Raw genomic sequence first — 18,850 nt, 5'->3', positions numbered from 1 at the left:
AGTCCCTTTTACTCAAATTTGAGGTTTTTTTTGGTGAAATATACTTCTGTTTGAGTACCTAATGTATCCAGACGATTACTGCCAGTATTGACTATGACAGTATCAGGTTTAATAGTTGGCAGGGAAGATGAAACAGAGAGATAAATTTTGTCATTGATGATTATTTTTGTGGGAGAAATTTTTTGCAATTTTTTGATAGGTTCAACCTCAACATCTCCGTTGCGATTACAAAGTCTGCCAAAAGCTAAGGCTGTTGTTTGTGGAGGAACCGCAAGTACATAAAAATAATCAGGACTCAACCATTCTCGCCAATTATTATCGCCACCGTTACCAATATATTGAATCGATGATTGGGATACTGTTGACCAAATTTTAGGAGAAAGGGCTTTGGGAAAAATGACTACTTTTAGTTCTTGGCGATCGCCAAAAGAAACTTTTGTAGTAAATGTCCCTTGACGCGACTTAATTCCATTATTGTCGTAATCTTTAACTTCGATTTGGTTCAGCGGTTTAAGACTATTACAAAAGTCAAGCCGTTTATCATCTGGCGATCGCAAGTTAACCAAAAGAAGTATAAGTATGGATATAAAACCTAAAAAAATAAAAATAAATATTTTTCCAAGTGTATGAATTTTCATTACTTTATAGTCAACTTAATTAAACATAAAAAATAGTAGGGTCAAAATGCCTACCCTACTATTAAACATCGCACCAAAAGTTTTGATGGCTGTGTATCAAAGTTCTGTGTTTTTTTAACCTACCTTACTAATATAGGGACTTGTTAATTTATCCAACTGCTGAATCAAAAGGCTGAGGAATAATCCCACATCTGTGACTACACCTACTGATTCTATAGAACCGCGATCGCTCAGTTTTGTCACTACAGCTGGATTAATATCCACACATACCATTTTCACTCCCGCCGGAGTCATATTGCCGACGCCGATGGAATGTAGCATTGATGACAGCATCAAAATCATCTCTGCACCTTCTAAGTTTTCGGCATATTGTTCTTGGGCTTTGAGCAAATCCATTTGGGTATCAGGTAAAGGCCCGTCATCCCGAATCGATCCAGCAAGCACAAAAGGTACGTCGTTTTGGACGCACTCATACATCACGCCACTCTTAATTACCCCCGCTTCCACAGCTTTGGCAATACTACCGTAACGGCGGATGCTGTTAATTACCTTCAAGTGATGGCGGTGTCCGCCGCGTACAGCCACACCCCGCTTCATGTCCACACCTAACGAAGTGCCCATGATATTTTGTTCGATGTCGTGGACTGCGATCGCATTGCCACCAAGTAGTGCTTGTACGTATCCTTGGCGAATTAATTGCGCTAGGTGTTCGCCGCCACCGGTGTGAATCACCACAGGGCCGGCGGTGACAACTACTTTACCACCAGCATCGCGTATTTTACGCAACTCCCAAGCCACTTGTTCGACGACTAATTCCACGCGGCGTTCGCTGGAAACTCCCGACGACATAAAGGTAAATTCTTGGGTACTGCGTTGTTCCCGCGATTCGGTTTTGCGGATGGTGCGGATACCTAACACGTCTGTGATTACTTGTTCGCCAATTTCTAAGTCGCGTAGTATTTTACACCTTGCTCTGAAGCCACTGGGTGTTTGAGTAATGGCGATCGCACCATCCATCCTTTGATTTTCTACCTTCACCCAGTGGCCGCTAATTCGTACTTCCGTGGGATAAATTGTACTGACGTAGAAATCGTCAGGTGCTACGCCATTTTGGATTACAGGCTCTAGTTTAGCGTCTCGCTCATCTTGGGGTAAGTTTACAGCACCCAAATCAATCAACCGCGAAATGATTTCTTCCATCACTTCATGGGATGGTGCTGATACCTTCACCTCGGCAGCTGAAGTACTTTGGCGCTGTTCTCCCAAGTTGAAATTCAAAACTTGGAAACTTCCGCCAGCGTCTACAATCAAATCCAAAGCGCGGTTAATCAAACCAGCATCTAATAAGTGTCCTTCCATGCGAATGACGCGGCTTTCCACCGAGACGTTGGCATGAAGTTCTTCTCTTACTGGTTCTGTCACCCGTAAGGTTAGGCATTTAGCCGCACCACCAGCTTTGAGAAATTCGCTAAGTGGTGTTTCCAGCACTTGGAAACCGACATCTGCAAGGCGGGATTTCAAAGCGTCACTCGCCTTGTTCATGATGACGATGCTGTCTACGTTTACCGCATTGCAAGCAAAGTTGACTGCATCAGCTTCCGCAATGGCAATTCGCTTTTCTGGTGCCACCCGCATTTCGATTAAGCGATTGGAGTAGGAATCAAAAGCACCTGGATAGTAAAGTAAATAACCATTTGCTAGCGGACAAAAGCAAGTATCTAAGTGATAGAAACGTTCGTCTATCAATCGCAGGGAGAGTACTTCAATATCCAGCCATTTGGCGAGGTAAGGGTGGGAATCTAATTCTGAACGGAAACCGTATCCCGCCCATAACCAGCGTCCTTCCCGATCTAGCAGTGCGTCTCCTGCGCCTTCAAATGGTAAATCTTTGGGAAGTTCGTATACTGTGTAACCATTTGCCTCAAACCATTGTTTGAAGAAAGGTTCTTCTCCTTGACGTTCTTTGTGTAAAAAACGACTGAGTACGACGTTTTCTCCCAGTACCAAACCAGCGTTGGCTGTAAAAACTAGATCTGGCCAACCTATCTCTGGTGGTACTAGGTCTACAATGGCGTGTTGTTTCAGGATGTGGTATAGTCCCTGCCACTGTTCTACGGCGCGATCGCGCGATGATTTGTGAATGTTCCCTTCCATCCAGGGATTAATCACATAATCTACATCGTAGTGATCGGGAGGACACATCAAAAAGCGAATCCGGGAAGTCATAAAAATTTTACAAGCCTATTTTGGACAGAGATTTCTGTTTTTGTAATTTTGTCAAATATGCTACTAGAGCTTCTACCTTTTGATAGTTGAAGGCTTTACAAGGGCTTCGTTCTTAATTCTATTACTGGAAAATACAAACTGAAGGTTAAGAAGAAGACAAGGTGGCAAAATGGCATGGAACCGACGGTGTGATTTCGTGTTATTCTAACTCCATTAGGTAGCGATACAGCAGAATTGCTGCATTCTTAAGTAAGACAAGCTTCAAGTCTGGCTACCAAGCTTAAGCTGCGTACCTCACCAAATTGAAATCTATTGTTAGGCACCTCTTGGATTTTGTGTACTTTTTGCTGACATAAATCTTTATATATTAGACTTCTTGCAGAAGTCGGGAAAAGGGGAATGGTAAAGGGGGTGCATGTTTGGTATTTTCCCTTTAACATGAGTCCCTTTTGGCTTTGACCACAAGAGTGCAAAAGTGCTTTTTGTACTCTTGTCTATTAGTGTTGGGTCACTAACTAATAAAATTTATGCCAAAGGAAGCGATCGCTACACTAAGGTTGGCGATCGCTCTATTCTAGGGACGTGTAAAGCTGTTGTGCATTTCACGCGGCAGATAATCGTAATATTTTAGTTACTTAAAAGTCAAGAGTCCAGAATCTAGATTGAACTAGACTATGGACTCCTGACGAGTAACTATGTAATATCAAAGCGTAATAACTGATACTGATATTTTTGTGGAAAAAGCGAAAAGCGCACATCTAGCTGTGCGCCTTGAAAGCTGATTAATGTATTGCAATGAATATAAGGCGATCGCCTTAAGCTAAGTTCGCATCGAGTGAGAAAACTTAAACCCTAAGCAGGCAAAATAGAAACAACTAGTTCTCCAGCATTATCTTTGACATTAGTATCAAAGAACAAAGCCGAAACTGTTGTTTTCTCAACCACTTGTATGGTCAAAGTATCGTCATAGCCATTTAAAGTTGTCCAAGTAGCAGGGACTTCAATATTGGTCTTCAGGTTAATAAATTTGCCATAAATCCACAGAAGTACAAATGGTTCGCTTGGCTTGTTAGAATCTCCCCAATAATTAAATGAACCACTTTTAATTCTAATTACATAAAGACCAGGCTCTAACTCGCTGGATGCCGCTGTTTTTTCCAATTTTTTGAAGACTTCTGGTTCCAACAAAAAGGTATTTTTCTGGGTATCAACCTTGATGTCTGTCATAGTGCTGGGTGCGAATATACGGATGTTATTGAATCGTTTTTATAATCTCAGCATTACAGCAAAAACACAAGGACAGTTAAGCGGACAGTTAAGACAGTTAAGACAGTTAAGACACTTAAGCAAGAAATCTATTTGGAAATTGAATCGAAAAACAACAATCTGATAAATTTTACTTAGAAGTGAGTGGTGGTTCGCAAAGAAAGCGATCGCTCTCGTCTACTGCTATATTCGTTTTCAAATAATCCCGCACCAAAGCACAAGCATAAGTCGGTGCATCTAGCTTGAGAATTTCCTGCAAATTCCACAAAATCAGTGTGTTGTCATCGCCTCCCGAAGCAAGCATTGTCCCATCGCGGCTGATGGCAATTTTCCTAATGGCTGCGGTATGTCCTCTGAGGGTAGTCAGTTCTGTACCATCAAGTTTCCAGAGTTTGACGGTAGTATCTACACTGCCAGAAGCAACTATTTTGTTGTCAGGACTAAAGGCAACTCCCCAAATTGCGGCTGTGTGACCTTTGAGTGTTTGCAGCAACTTGCCATCAACAGTCCACAACTTAACGGTATTATCACCACTTCCAGTAGCCACCATTTTACTGTCTTGGCTAAAGGCAACTCTCCAGACTGCTGCTGTGTGTCCTTTTAGAGTTTTCAACAACTTGCCTTCCAGCGTCCACAGCTTAGCAGTACCATCGCCACTAGCTGAGGCAATCAAGCGACCATCTGGACTAAATGCAACTTCCCAGACTTCAGCTTCATGTGCCTTGATTCTCTGCGGTGCGGGCCGATGGCGCCTCCAAATCTCAACAGCCTTTTCCACATTTGCCATTGCGATGGTTTGACCGTCGGGACTCAATACTCCTGCTAAGACTTTAGCCAGAGGATCTTTGTAGGTAGCGACTAAACTACCGTCTGGCTTGTGGAGTTGTACTGCATCATCATAGGAGCGAAGCGCAATTAATTTGCCATCATCACTGAATGAAACCTCGAAGATTGCGCCGCCAGATTGAGTAAAAGTTTTGAGCAATTTGCCTTGGCGACTCCAAAGTTTAGCAGTGTTTTCGTGGCTAGCTGTGGCGATGGTGGAACTGTCGGAGGCGATCGCTATTGACCAAATCCCGGCTTCATGGCCAATCATACTTTTCTGGAATGGATTTTCTTTCTGCCAGAGCCTCACAAGGTTTTCTGCGCCCGCCGAAGCAATAAAACTGTTATCAGGACTAAAACTAACTCCCCAAACTGAGGCACTGTGTCCTCTGAGTGTCCTCAGTTCTGTACCGTCAATGTTCCAAAGTTTAATTGTTTTATCAAGACTGGCGGAGGCAATAGTTTGACCATCAGCACTCAAGGCGACTCCCCAAATCCCCGCAGTGTGACCTTTAAGAGTTTTAGATTCGCGGTAGCTGTCATTTTTGCTGTCTCGCTGCCAAAGTTTGATAGTTTTGTCTTCACTGCCTGAAACAATCGTCTGTCCATCAGCGGTAAAAGCTACTTTCAGAACCCAAGCATTGTGACCTAAAAGAGTTTGTAGAGGTTTGGCGTTTTCCCAGCCTTGAGAATTTCGTTTCCAAAGTTTTATTGTCGTATCTCCACTACCGGCAGCCAGGATTTGACCATCAGGACTGAAGGTGACTCCGAAAAACCCCATTTTGTAACCTTGAAACGTCTTCACCAAAGTGCCGTCTGGCTGCCAAATTTTCACAGTTTTGTCCCAACCACCAGAAGCCAGGAATTGACCATCGGGACTAAACGCTAATCCCCAGATAGAAACCGTGTGAGCTTTGAAACTTTTGATGAAAGTCCCATCTGGCTTCCAAAGTTTAATGCTGCCGTCTTCACCAGCCGAGGCCAGCATTTGCCCGTCAGGGCTAAAAGCGATCGCTCTGACTGCTCCTTTATGGCCTTTGAGAGTTGCAACTTCTGTACCGTCCCGTCGCCAAAGCTTGATTGTTCGATCTATGCTGCCTGAGGCAATTAAAGAACTGTCAGGACTGACATCTACTGCCAAAACAGCTGCTGTATGACCGGAAAAATGGTTGTACTCATCTGCTCCATAAACTGCTTGCTGTAATACATCATTCACCTGACGCTCAATCTTGGCATTTGATTTACCTAGTTTTTCTAGTCTACGCTTGGCTTTGATTGCCTCTATGAGCGCATCTAACCTACGATTTGAAGCAAACAATCCTTCAGAAGAAGATACAAGCGCTCGTATTTCACTACTTTTTGCTTGATATGCGCTTTTGAGAGTTTGGCGATACAAAACGAAACTTCCTATACCCAACGCGCTGGAGACAAGTAACCCAATAGCTACTGTAATTAGAAGAAATCTTTGCAATTTTGCAGTTTTTCTCTCTTGTGCTAGCCTTGCTTCTACTTCTTTAGCTCGTGCTGCCTCCAATGCTGTTTGTACTGCTTTGCGCTCGTATTCTTGACTAGTAGCTAAAAATTGGTAATCTAAATCGCTAAGACTTTTGCCATGAAACCAATTTTGAGTATCTTTAAGAGCTTTTCCTCGCAACAGACGCGATTCATCTTTATAACCTGATGCTACCCAAGCGTTGAATGTTTGCGAGTAAGGACGAAGGTTGTCTAAGTGCCTGAATACCCATTGAGCATTGAAAACATTGCGATAAATGGGATTTTTAATTTTGAGATAGCCGTTGCGTTTCTCAACTAAACCAGACAACAACAGTTCCGTTTGTTCTAGACTATCATCAGCAGGGATTCGACATTGGGCATCAGTTATTCTCCCCCTTGTCCCCTGCTCCCCTGCTCCCCTGCTCCCCTCCTCCCCTGCACCTCTGCTCCCCTGCTCCTCTGCTTCTTCTGCTTCCAGCACTCTTTGGTAAAGCCCAAGTAATCTTCCGGCTCGATGTTCGTAGAAAAGTAAGCGATCGCGAATTGTCCGCAGGTGTTCTGGTTCGTCTTTTGTTTCCCAATGTTCGATAATCTGCGATCGCACTAATTGTTCTACCCAAAATTCTTCAGTTCCTGGAAGTAATGAGATTGTTCCGTCAGATGCGTTCAAGGCAGTCTGAGCAACTATTTGGCAGAGTTTTTGGGTTAAAAACGGCTGTCCTCCTGTCCAATGGATAATCTCTCGCAGTATTACTTGTGGTTGGCTGATGATTTCTTCTAACCCTTTGAGTAATGGTGTAGCTTCATGTAATTTAAAGCCTTGTAACTCGATGGCTGTCCCAATATTAAAAGGTGTTCGGCGTTTGTCTGCTATTAAATCCGATGGACTGGCTACTCCAAATAGTGCAAATCCTAAGCGTTGAAAATCCTGATTAGATGCCTGTTGATTGTAACAATGACGAATCCACGCAAAAAAATCGTTGACGGGAAAATTTAAACTCAATAAACTATCAATTTCATCAATAAAGATAATAATCCCTCTGCCTTTTCCATTATTATGAGATTTTATTTGAACATTTGGTAGCAATAATTCTTCTACAAAGTGGTGTAATTTTTGCACTGAGGAAATACCTGATTGTGCGTTCCACCATTCTTTAAAATTCACTCGTTCTCCCAAATTGAAGCTGTAGAACAAGCTGATTGTCACACCTTTGTACCATTGTTCCGGTGTAGTATCTTCACTACCCAAGCGGGTCATATCCAAGTAAACACAGCTATAACCTTCTTCTTTGAGGCGATAACTTGTGCGCTGTAGTAAAGACGATTTGCCCATCTGCCGACAGTTTAAGACGTAACAGAAATCTCCAGCTTTTAAGCTGGTATAAAGTTTTTCGTCTGCCTGACGGATGACATATGTGGGATCGTCGCTACGAAGACTGCCTCCTACTTGGTATCTCATATCAAAGTGCGAGTACAAAAATAAGATTGACTAGCCATTCCATTTAATTTGCTATTGTTGCAAATTCAAGATACCCGATTTCTGTTATAAATCGGGTATCTTGCTTATCGTCAATGATTTTGGATAGCTATAGATACTTTCTTATAAGTAAACATTTTATAGTTTACAGCTTTTCTTCAAATTGGAGTGTATCACTTTCCTAAGTATCTAATCTGCTGATTTTTGGCTTAACTGTCTTAAATGTCTTAACTGTCCATTTTTTATTTTAATTTACGATTAACTGTCTTAACTGTCCTTGCATTTTGTTAAAAAAAATGGACGATTTAACAAGTAATTGGTCAAAATTAATTGCATAAAAGCCGAATTCAGAGCAACTGGGTAAGTTATGAAGAGTTTCAAGCAATTTCGGCTTTAAACAATTGTTGATAGTTGTTTACCAAAATAAGCGCGATAGAGTTCGCAACTTGGTAAAATGCGATCGCCATCAAAACGAATCAAGCCTAAACTGTCAAGTTTATAAGCCTCAATCGGATTGACATAAATGCTTCGCTGCGATTTTACTAGCTCACCATAAGTCTTTGCTAAAGTGGGTTTTTCTTGTAGTTGCAACCACAGCCGCCATAAATGATAGCGGTAAATGCCACCATTAGCGATCGCTTCTTTCATCAGTTCTTGAAGAGTCAGTTCTTGCGAGCGAAGAAAATAGAGTGAAATCCGAATTAGTGCTGGATGACCGCCTACAAATGACATTAGTTGGCTGGATTCTTTGCTAGAATTCCACTTTAAACCGTGCCGTCTCGCTAAATCTTCTATCTGTTGTTGATTAAACTCTCCCAGACGGATAGGCAATCCAATGTTAAATGGAGAGCGATTAATATCTAAGGTGGCATACTCTTCTGTAGAATAAACCACTACTAATTTTAACTTCTGCCAATTGGGATTTTGTTGTGCTTCCTCACACCAAGAACGCAATAATGCAAAAAATTCTTGAGCAATGTGAGGATATTCAAAGAAGCGGTCAACTTCATTTAAAACTAAAACCACTGGAGTTGCAATTTGCTTGAGTAAATAGTTTTGCAAATAAAAGCTGGAACTCAACTTACAGCCAATTTCTTCATCCCACATTTCATTCAACTTCGGATCTATGCCTAATTGTCTGGCAACATCCCAGCAAAAACTACGCAACAACTTGTTTAAGTCAGTTAAAGACTCAGAATCAATTTGGTAGCAATTCAAATTCGCTGTTCGATACCCTTGCTTTTGTGCAAAGGCTAACAGCCGCAGCAGCAAAGAACTCTTACCCATCTGTCTGGGTGCTTTAATCCGAATCGTACAACCTGGTTGAATTATTTCCCGATAAACTAATTCTTCAAGAGGCGGACGTTCTATATACAGGGGTGAATCCAAAGGTACGGGCCCGTCTGGGTACGGCAACAAACTTTCAAATTGGTCAGCTTGTTCGTTAACAAAAGAATCCAAAAGTAAACTTTGATACGAATCTGTTTTTTGTTTATGTAAATTCAATGAAAGCAATTGCGAAGGTTGAATCTTATCTGTTTCATTGAGGATTGTGTAATCTTGTGAGCTTAATTCTAGATTAAAAGCACTAAAACAAAGTTTTAAAGTCTTTTGGTCTACACCCGTATCCAAGGATAACAATCTGCTCAGTGTTTTCGTGGAAATGTTCATACGTTCGCCTAACTTATCTAAAGTCAAACGCTGACCATAATTTTCTGCTACTTCCACAGCCAAAATCTCTGCCTGTAAACGCTTCAAACCGACAGAACTCAGCACAACACCCCGACTTCGCGTGCTTTTTTGTGGTTTCATGTCGCTAGCTATTAACCCGTTGTTGTTAACTTTTTTAACTATCCCGTAATTTTCCCATTTTTTCAATCGCTTATTTAAGTGTCACTTAAATGTTTTAAGCTTTTTTTTTGCTATCAAGTAAGTGGGTACAAATAAACATAACTACCTTTATGCCTGGAAACTAGCACCAAAAAGCTCAAATCTGAAATGGTAACTTTAATTTATTTATACTTTCCTAATCAACCAGGCATCGCCTCATTTAAACTGTTACTTAAGATACATTTGTAATTAAATGTTGCTCCAACCGCAAAGTATCTTAAAGCACCAATTAATTTACTACCACTAAAATGAGGCTGCTAAATTTCTTGGCTAGGAACAGTACAAGCTCTAACAAAACACTCGATCGCCAAAAAATCCCACAACCAAAGCATGAAAATATTTCTTTCCCAATCATCAGTCAACAGTTAACGCTATTTTCAAGCTAGATGACTCTACATCCCTTAATGGCTGTGATATTATGGGAGACTGCTGCATACATTTATTGAAAAACTAGAAATTGGATCATGGCTCTGACGCAACTGCGGAAACAAGAAATAATTTCCAACTACCAAGTTCACGAAACCGACACTGGTTCGGCCGATGTCCAAGTTGCCATGCTAACTGAGCGGATCAACCGCCTCAGCGAACATCTCCAGGCAAATAAAAAAGACCATTCTTCCCGGCGGGGACTATTGAAGCTAATCGGTCAACGCAAGCGTCTTCTAGCTTATATCCAGAAGGAAAATCGCGAAAAGTATCTAGCTTTGATTGCTCGTCTCGGTATTCGGGGTTAGAGGCGATCGCTTATGTCTGCTGAAGAATCGGAACGCAATCGCTTGCCTTTTGAACCAAACAAAAAGCGCCAAAAACCCGTAAAAGCTCAAGCTCAACCAGCAGCAACGCCACAAAAAACCAGCAACCAACCTGATAGGAAGCCGCCTTACACCAAAGAAGAAATGGCGATTCCGAAAGTAGTCAGCCAGCGGATGGTTCGACGGGTAGCTGTGTTTTGTGGTGTGCCAACAACTTTGGGCATTAGCACCTTGATTGCGAGCTATCTGCTTGCTATCTACGCCCACATCAAACTAGCTCCCATTGCCGTGTTATTAGTCAACATGGGATTATTTGGTTTGGGGGTTTTAGGCATAACTTATGGCGTTCTCTCTGCCTCTTGGGACGAAGAAAGAGTCGGAAGTCTCCTGGGTTTGGGTGAATTCGGCACTAATTGGGGACGAATGGTGGCAGTTTGGCGGGAAACTCGGCAAAAAAACTCTTGAAGAAGAATTCAGAATTCAGAATTCAAAATAAGAAGTGGGGGATTGGAGGCTGCCACTCCCTTACAAAAAAATTGCGTAGGCGTAGTCCGTTCTAGACATCGCCAGCAGAGCAACCTTAGTTATGGACACAAATACTAATTTAAACCCCTAAATCGTACCCCTGCTCTTAAGCAAGCTAGCAAAAGCTTTTCCCACAGAACAAAGTTATAGCCTATCTTTTAAACTTACTTCATTTATCTACCAGGGAAACTTTAATATAATTCTGAATTCTGATTTTTATATTCTATTCATTTATTTTGTAAATACATTTAGTTTGAACTATTCCTAATTAGGTAAATACGTAACAATAAAATTACGTCCATTTACAGAAGAATTTACTCAGTAAATCAGGAACATTGACATGATTATAGTAATGAAAAGTGGTTCCCCAGAGGCGGAAATAAACCGCATTGAGGAAGAACTAACTAGTTGGGGGTTAACTCCAGAAAAAATTGTTGGTAAACACAAAGTAGTTATTGGTTTAGTAGGTGAAACTGCAAGCTTAGATCCGTTACAAATTCAAGAACTGAGCCAGTGGATTGAGCAGGTATTACGGGTAGAGCAGCCTTACAAACGAGCTAGCCGCCAGTTTCGCCACGGGGAAGCTTCGGAAGTGGTAGTTAATCTGCCGAAGGAAACGGTGGTATTTGGGGAACACCACCCTTTAATAGTCGTAGCCGGCCCCTGCTCCGTAGAAAACGAAGAAATGATTGTAGAGACGGCGCGGCGTGTCAAAGCTGCAGGAGCAAAGTTTTTGCGGGGAGGCGCATACAAACCCCGAACTTCACCTTACGCCTTCCAAGGACACGGCGAGAGTGCTTTGGAATTATTAGCAAAGGCGCGGGAAGTCAGCGGACTAGGTATTATTACAGAAGTCATGGATGCCGTTGACCTGGATAGAATTGCTGAAATTGCCGATGTGATTCAGGTAGGGGCAAGGAACATGCAGAATTTCTCCTTGCTCAAAAAAGTGGGAGCGCAGCCAAAACCAGTCCTCTTGAAGCGAGGAATGGCGGCTACGATTGAAGATTGGTTAATGGCAGCCGAGTATATTTTGGCAGCTGGCAATTCCAATGTGATTTTGTGTGAAAGAGGAATACGTACTTTTGACCGTCAATATACACGAAATACACTGGATTTATCAGTTGTGCCAGTGTTGCGAAAATTAACTCACCTACCAATCATGATTGACCCAAGCCACGGCGTAGGCTGGTCTGAGTTTGTACCTTCAATGGCGATGGCAGCGATCGCAGCTGGTACCGATTCTCTTATGATTGAGGTTCACCCCAACCCCGCCAAAGCTTTATCTGATGGCCCCCAATCTCTGACACCAGACCGTTTTGATAAATTGATGCAAGAATTAGCGGTAATTGGTAAGGCAGTAGGACGCTGGCAGCAACCAGCTGTAGCTCTGGTTTAAGAGGGATTGGGGACTGGGAACAAGGAGAATAACTCCTGAGTCAATGCTCCTAATACCCAATGCCCCAGTCCCCAGCCTCTAATCCCTAATCCCCAGTGCCTAGTCTCCTTTTATCTTCTATATATATAACGAGCAGGTATCCATCGGCGGCCGCGATTTGTTTGCACCCAACGTCCGGGAACAAAAATTCTCCTTCTTGCTTGAACAGGGGTATAAACCCTAACTCGCGCTGGTCTTCTGATTACTCTAACTGGAACTGGTCGTCTAAATTCTCTTCTGATTTGAGCATCAGCTTGGGAAGGAATAGAGGTAACAACAATTGGTACAATCAGCGCTGCACTAGCAAGCATTCTTTTAATACTCATTGGCGAACTTTCCTTCTACGATCTAAAGATAAAAGAGATTAACTTTTCGTCAAATATTGAAGAAAAATTTAGCATTCAGAATGCAGAATTCAGAATTAATTAATGAGGAATTCGCAACCGCCACTCTCTTGCAAAGTTGAGAAATTCGGTTGGTAAAGTTTACCCATTTAAAGTAACTGCTGTTTGTGGTGAGGAAGCCTAAGCCTATACTTGGCGATAATTTTAGTCCACCAAATTTAAACCAAATTTAGAATTTAGCGGGGATTTAGACCTATTTATTTATCGCCAATCCACACCAGAATACAAGCAAGAAATTTCTGTATCCTGACTCCTGAATTCTGTTTTGTTAATCTCTTGGACAAGTAAATACTAAAATTGAAGAGAAAGACACGCCAGTGAAAAAGGTAATTAGTTAAAGCATGACTAATGTCATAAATAAAAAACTTAAAAATGATTCTTTAGTTGTAAAAATTCATAATTCAGAATTCAGATAATTGTAAATTAGCTTTTTCCTCCTGCCCCCTGCCCCCCTGCTCCCCCTGCCCCCTACTTATTACCCAACTTCATCGCCTGAAAAAAAAGGATGGGTGCAACACCCATCCTAAAATTTCACCTTGACTCAAAAACTGTTATTGTACTTCACTAGGGAAGGCACCAGGCTGCACAGCTAGGTTAAGATTCTGCCCATTGCGGCGTAACTCTAGGCGTAAATCTCCCCCGACTTGGCTATTTTCTACGGCCTTTTGGACGCTGCTAGCATCTGTAACTGATTGACCGCCTAGCTTTTGGATGACATCACCAGCGCGTATTCCAGCTTTAGCGGCTGGGGAATTCGGCATTACTTTTACAACTAATACACCTTTATCTTCATCAACATTCAAACCACTATTAGGATCGGAGTTAATACTTTGTTTTAACTGAGGCGTTAAGCCTACCATCTGAATTCCTAAATAAGGATGTTGAACTTTACCTGTAGCTATTAATTGACTGGAAATACGTTGTGCTGTATTGATGGGAATGGCAAAGCCTAATCCTTGGGCCCCTTGGATGATGGCTGTATTCATACCAATTACTTCACCGCGGTAGTTTAGCAGAGGCCCGCCAGAGTTACCGGGATTAATTGCGGCGTCGGTTTGAATATACTCTACTCGCTTATCGGGAGCGCCGATGAGATTGCTACTGCGTCCAGTGGCGCTGATGATTCCGGTTGTTACTGTATTATCCAGGCCGAGGGGATTACCGATCGCGATCGCCCATTCTCCCGGTTGCAGTTGCTCTGAGTTACCCAAAGCTACTGTTGGTAGATTATCCGCTTGAATCTTGACCACAGCCACATCTGTTAACTCATCTTTTCCTAGCACTTTACCTTGTAAGGTGCGCCCGTCCTTGAGTGTCACTGTCACAGTATCCGCCCCATCTACCACGTGGGCGTTCGTAAGAATACGACCATCAGCACTGATGATAAAACCTGAACCAGTACCCCGTTCTACCCTTTCTTGTGATTGTGGTAGTTGCGAACCAAAGAAGCGTTGAAAAAACGGATCGTTAAATTCATCTGGTAACTGAGTTTTTACCGTTCGGGAAGAGTTTATTCGTACTACTGCCGGGCCCACTTTTTGCACCACCTGTGTCACAAAATTCGGATCTGTGCTGGCTGGTAATGGAGGTGCAGCATTGACTCGACCGACTGCCAAATTAGATGCAGTCTCAGACACCTGCTGGGGATGTCCAGCCAGATAGCCACCTGCTAATGTCATACCCGATCCCAGTAGCACCAGTGATAGAGAGGCCGCAGCCTTTTTCCAGGGTGCTGGATTGTGGTATTTGGCGTCAGCAGTGTGGGATAAAATGCTATTTGATGGGTGTTCTCCATCACGAGATTGGTTTTGCATTGCTGTTTGGAAGCATATCGAATATGTATTAATAATGTAGATATTATTTATGACAGTTTTGTTGCAGAGGTATTACATTATTGTGAAAGGTTTAGTTTTTTACTAGTAAGTATCTCCGCAGCCACAATGGCAACTGTGCAGCATTGAAACTCATGACTTGAGTCATGGGTATATTCAGAATTCGCCACGCGAATTTGAAATTTTAGGTTTTGAATACTTAAGCGATCGACAGTATATTATATAATTTATTGATTTTTTTGTAATTACAAAAAGTTAGTATCAAAGTCTTCTTAATTCTGGATTCTGAATTCTAAATTCTGAATTCTTATATAAAATCTGACCATACTTAAAGGAAGAAAAATGGGACAACAAAAAATATTACTTCAGCCTGGTACTTTATGGAAAAGTGTCAAAGAGCGGACTGAATATGCTTTGCAATGTGGGGCGCTGCTGTCGATACCAACAGAATTTGAGTTTGTGGAACAGGATGGCGTGCGTTTTTTAGTGCGGATTTTGTCTAACTTGAATCGCAAAAAAGCAGCGAAGGAAAAACAGGAAAAACAATCAGCTACTTCCGGTAAAGAATTTAATCCTTTCTTACCTTATGAAGAAGATTTATTTGTGGCGGATATTTCTGATACTCATGTATGTATTTTAAATAAATTCAATGTTGTTGATTATCATTTGCTAATAATCACCCGTGCCTTCGAGGAACAGGAAAGTTTACTAACGTTGGAAGATTTTACAGCGATGTGGGTATGTCTAGCTGATTTTGATGGTTTAGGATTCTACAATAGTGGCAAAATCGCAGGTGCTAGTCAGCGACATAAACATTTGCAGTTAGTCCCGCTACCACTGGCACCTTCAGGATCGCAGATACCTATTGAACCTCTGTTAAGGGAGACAGAATTTCACAACTCCATCGCAATACCAAAACTTCCTTTTTTACATGCCTTCGCACCTTTAAATCCCCAGTGGGTGGAGTCTCCGTTTACAGCAGGTAAAGCAACAGCAGAAATTTATCGTACCTTGTTAGATGACGTTGGTTTGGATGCAACGCAATTGGGTGCTTACAACTTGCTGATGACACGAGAATGGATGCTGATTGTACCGCGATCGCAAGAGCATTTCCATACCATCTCCGTCAATTCTTTAGGATTTGCCGGCGCTTTGCTAGTAAAGAATGCCGAAGAAATGCAACTTCTCAAAGACCAAGGGCCGATTACTATCTTGAAAAGTGTTGCCATATCTTAATTGTCATTAGTCATTAGTCATTGGTCATTTGCCAAGATATTTAACTTCCTGGAACTACAGGTAATAAAAGATGAGAATTAAACTCGCCTCCACAATTCACGGTTAACGTAATAATCTGGGCATTTGGTAAACTTTCGCTAGTGGTAACTGCACCATTTCCAGAATTCATTGCGTAGGCTGGAAAACACGCTGCACTTAAACTCAGTCTTAGGGCGCTTCCTTTGGGAATTCGCGCACAAGTCGCTTGTAGCTGAATTTTTGTAGAGACGTTAATATCTCGAACGTGTACGTAACTTTGAGTTAAATTGTATACTTTTCCATCTGAATGTACTTCTGATAGCACGGCAGACAAATCATAACTTGGTTGGTCGGCAGTACAGTAGATTTCTACCACCACATCCCCTGCTAAATGTAAATCTTCTTTTAATGGTTCGCTGGTGTAAGTTAAGACATCGGAACGGCAATCAAGATGCGATCGCTCAAATATACCCGCAGGAATTCCAGCATGACCGCCCAAGGCTGGAACTGGACGCCAAGGGTCGTGGACTAATACATCGAAGGTATTGGGGACTGGGGATTGAGGATTGGGGATGAGGATTCCGGAATCTTCGCGGATGCTGGCTAGTCCTGTGGTTGACAAAAAGTAGGATTTGTGGGTTGGTGTAGGTAGACTACTGAAAGTGCGCCAAATATTGGTTCCCATCTCGAATAGGCAAACGGGGGACTCGTGCAATAAACCTGTATTTTCACCTTTGAGAAATTGGTCAAACCAGCGAATTTGCATTTTATCTACAGGACTGGGGGCTTTGGCGCCAAAGTCAATTTCCCCAACTTTACGACCCCAAGGTAAATGCGCCCAAGCCCCGACTAACAAATGTTGGGGTTTAGTGCTACGGGCTGCCATATCTTTATATAAATGTAGAGTGCCGCGTAGATAAGTATCAAACCATCCTCCGATGTGGAACATGGGCAAATCAACAGCTTGTAAGTTGTGTTTGGGTGAAAGTTTTTCCCAATATTCATCTGATTGAGAATGTGCCAGCCACTCGTGATAAAAGGAATCAGGGGCAAGTTTTTGGAGAATTTCTGGATTAGTTAAAGGTAAATTACGAGAAGCAGCAAACAAGGCTTGATACGCTGTTTTATCTCCCCGCAAACGGGCGGTTTCTGTAGCTAATTGAATTGCCCAAGCGAGGTTAGTTTGTAAACAAAATGCACCTCCTTCATAAGCCCAATCGGTATATAAATCATAGCCAATCATGGCAGGGCAAATTGTTAGCAAGGCATTGGGTTGATTAACTGCGGCATATAGCTGAGTCATCCCTTGATAGGAAAAGCCATACATGCCAACTTTGCCATTACTACCAGGTAAATTTGCTGCCCAATTTACTGTATCTTCGCCATCTGCGATTTCGTGGGTAAATAATTGAAATTCGCCTTCTGAAGTACCGCGTCCCCGGACATCTTGAATTACGACAATATAGCCGCGGGCAGCATACCAACTAGGATGGGCATAGACAACAGTCGATGCGATCGCTCTACCATAGGGCTGTCGCATTAATAATACCGGAAATTCACCATCAGCATCTGGGCGATAGATATCTGCATCCAAGCGAACACCGTCGCGGGTGTGCATGGAGACACTTTGTTTCGGGAGAATTTTTAGCATGAATTTAATAAGTACAGCCATCCCAGATAGGTGGCGAACAAAAATTATGATAACGAACCGCAAAGTAGAGGCAGCGCGGTCTTGGGGGTCTCCCCCATGAGCGACTGCCGTCGCTTAGCGCAGCGCTGCTGCCTAACGGCAGGTCTGTGAATGTAGAATCGAATCCCCGCCCTTATAGAGGGGTGGAGTGTCAACGCGCAGACAATCTTCATCAACGGCGAGTACTTAGCAAGGTAAACTACAGAATTAGACAAGTTGGGATTTTAGATTTCGGCTACGTTCAGTCGAACAATTTTGGATTTTTGATTGCACAGATAAATCCGCTTGTTCTGTACCATCAAAGAATCATTGGTCACTCTCAAAGAATTAGAAAAGGGATGCGTAAATGGGGAAGGGGAGGTTAGAAGCATTCAGTGATGGAGTGATTGCCATCATTATTACCATTATGGTACTGGAAATCAAAGTGCCTCATGGAACTGATTTAGCCGCGCTGCGTCCGCTGATACCAATATTTCTTAGCTATGTGCTGAGTTTTATTTATATTGGCATCTATTGGAACAATCATCATCACTTGCTACAGTCAATTCGTCATGTTAATGGACGTATCCTTTGGGCGAATTTGCATTTGCTGTTTTGGTTGTCGCTAATCCCCTTTGTCACTGGCTGGATGGGCGAGAATCAATTTGCCAGTATACCAGCTGCCCTTTATGGTACGGTTTTAATGTTAAATGCGATCGCCTACTTTATCCTCACCCGTACTTTAATTTCTCATCATGGCAATGATTCCACTCTGGCGATCGCAGTTGGTAAAGATTTTAAAGGAAAAGTATCCGTCGTTATTTATGCTGTAGCAATTGCACTTGCGTTTGTAAATTCGTGGCTTGCTTGTGCATTATATATTCTGGTTGCAGTTATGTGGCTTATCCCCGACCGCCGTATTGAAAAAACTTTAACTTCTTAACATCGCCCTGCAATGCGATTGCATAGACTTAGGATTTATACCAATTTCTATGCCATTTGCGTTTTTATAGCCTTAGTCACATAGTAGTCTGCCAACCCAAAAATGCGCTTGTGAGGGCTGGGGAAAGGGGGAAAGGGAAAAGGGTAAGGGATTTAAACCCTTTCCCCCTTCCCCTTTACCCCGCTTGCGTTCGCTTGGCGAACTAATAGGTTAGAAC

At 42.4% G+C, this 18,850-nt stretch carries 13 protein-coding genes; 5 read left to right on the top strand and 8 right to left on the bottom strand.

The window, feature by feature from the left end:
* Positions 1–8 precede the first annotated feature (8 nt).
* From NSTC745_RS35350 to NSTC745_RS35330, 5 genes are all read right to left on the bottom strand, one after another.
* The gene (locus tag NSTC745_RS35350; RefSeq protein WP_445635191.1) at positions 9–638 is read right to left on the bottom strand and encodes a hypothetical protein; all 630 of its coding nucleotides are present in this window, start codon (positions 636–638) and stop codon (positions 9–11) included.
* Between the two features lie 114 nt (positions 639–752).
* Complete coding sequence (gene argZ, locus NSTC745_RS35345) at positions 753–2,864, bottom strand: bifunctional arginine dihydrolase/ornithine cyclodeaminase (protein ID WP_445635190.1); 2,112 nt, start codon at positions 2,862–2,864, stop codon at positions 753–755.
* An 852-nt stretch (positions 2,865–3,716) separates the two neighbouring features.
* Positions 3,717–4,091, bottom strand: a complete 375-nt coding sequence (locus NSTC745_RS35340; protein WP_445635189.1) for a hypothetical protein — start codon at positions 4,089–4,091, stop codon at positions 3,717–3,719.
* Positions 4,092–4,260: 169 nt separating this feature from the next.
* Positions 4,261–7,908: a WD40 domain-containing protein gene (locus tag NSTC745_RS35335; RefSeq protein ID WP_445635188.1), complete on the bottom strand. Its 3,648-nt coding sequence runs from the start codon at positions 7,906–7,908 to the stop codon at positions 4,261–4,263.
* A gap of 411 nt (positions 7,909–8,319) precedes the next feature.
* The gene (locus NSTC745_RS35330) at positions 8,320–9,738 is read right to left on the bottom strand and encodes an AAA-like domain-containing protein (RefSeq protein ID WP_445635187.1); all 1,419 of its coding nucleotides are present in this window, start codon (positions 9,736–9,738) and stop codon (positions 8,320–8,322) included.
* A 542-nt stretch (positions 9,739–10,280) separates the two neighbouring features.
* Here NSTC745_RS35330 and rpsO point away from each other — a divergent pair.
* The 3 genes from rpsO to aroF all read left to right on the top strand — a co-directional run bounded on the left by rpsO (position 10,281) and on the right by aroF (position 12,492).
* Complete coding sequence (gene rpsO / locus NSTC745_RS35325) at positions 10,281–10,550, top strand: 30S ribosomal protein S15 (RefSeq protein WP_096537345.1); 270 nt, start codon at positions 10,281–10,283, stop codon at positions 10,548–10,550.
* 12 nt (positions 10,551–10,562) lie between these two features.
* On the top strand, positions 10,563–11,033 hold the full coding sequence (locus NSTC745_RS35320) for a PAM68 family protein (RefSeq protein WP_445635186.1): 471 nt from the start codon (positions 10,563–10,565) through the stop codon (positions 11,031–11,033).
* 400 nt (positions 11,034–11,433) lie between these two features.
* Positions 11,434–12,492 carry a 3-deoxy-7-phosphoheptulonate synthase gene (gene aroF, locus NSTC745_RS35315; protein ID WP_445635185.1) on the top strand — a complete coding sequence of 353 codons (1,059 nt, stop codon included), beginning with the start codon at positions 11,434–11,436 and terminating at the stop codon, positions 12,490–12,492.
* Between the two features lie 110 nt (positions 12,493–12,602).
* On the opposite strand, the gene NSTC745_RS35310 is transcribed toward aroF, so the two are convergent.
* Both NSTC745_RS35310 and NSTC745_RS35305 read right to left on the bottom strand, forming a co-directional pair.
* Positions 12,603–12,857, bottom strand: coding sequence for a hypothetical protein (locus NSTC745_RS35310; protein WP_445635184.1), 255 nt, complete (start codon positions 12,855–12,857; stop codon positions 12,603–12,605).
* Positions 12,858–13,486: 629 nt separating this feature from the next.
* Positions 13,487–14,749 (bottom strand): HhoA/HhoB/HtrA family serine endopeptidase, encoded by a 1,263-nt coding sequence (locus tag NSTC745_RS35305; RefSeq protein WP_445635183.1) that lies wholly within the window; start codon positions 14,747–14,749, stop codon positions 13,487–13,489.
* A 360-nt stretch (positions 14,750–15,109) separates the two neighbouring features.
* On the opposite strand from NSTC745_RS35305, the gene NSTC745_RS35300 reads away from it, so the two are divergent.
* Positions 15,110–16,003, top strand: a complete 894-nt coding sequence (locus NSTC745_RS35300) for an ATP adenylyltransferase family protein (RefSeq protein ID WP_445635182.1) — start codon at positions 15,110–15,112, stop codon at positions 16,001–16,003.
* 40 nt (positions 16,004–16,043) lie between these two features.
* Here the strand turns inward: NSTC745_RS35300 and NSTC745_RS35295 are convergent, their stop codons facing one another.
* Positions 16,044–17,672 carry a CocE/NonD family hydrolase gene (locus NSTC745_RS35295; protein WP_445638765.1) on the bottom strand — a complete coding sequence of 543 codons (1,629 nt, stop codon included), beginning with the start codon at positions 17,670–17,672 and terminating at the stop codon, positions 16,044–16,046.
* A 385-nt stretch (positions 17,673–18,057) separates the two neighbouring features.
* Here NSTC745_RS35295 and NSTC745_RS35290 point away from each other — a divergent pair, with 385 nt between their 5' ends.
* The gene (locus NSTC745_RS35290) at positions 18,058–18,633 is read left to right on the top strand and encodes a TMEM175 family protein (RefSeq protein ID WP_445635181.1); all 576 of its coding nucleotides are present in this window, start codon (positions 18,058–18,060) and stop codon (positions 18,631–18,633) included.
* Positions 18,634–18,850 lie beyond the last annotated feature (217 nt).

Source organism: Nostoc sp. DSM 114161 (genome assembly GCF_052692665.1).
This window is presented reverse-complemented; position numbering and strand designations above follow the sequence as displayed.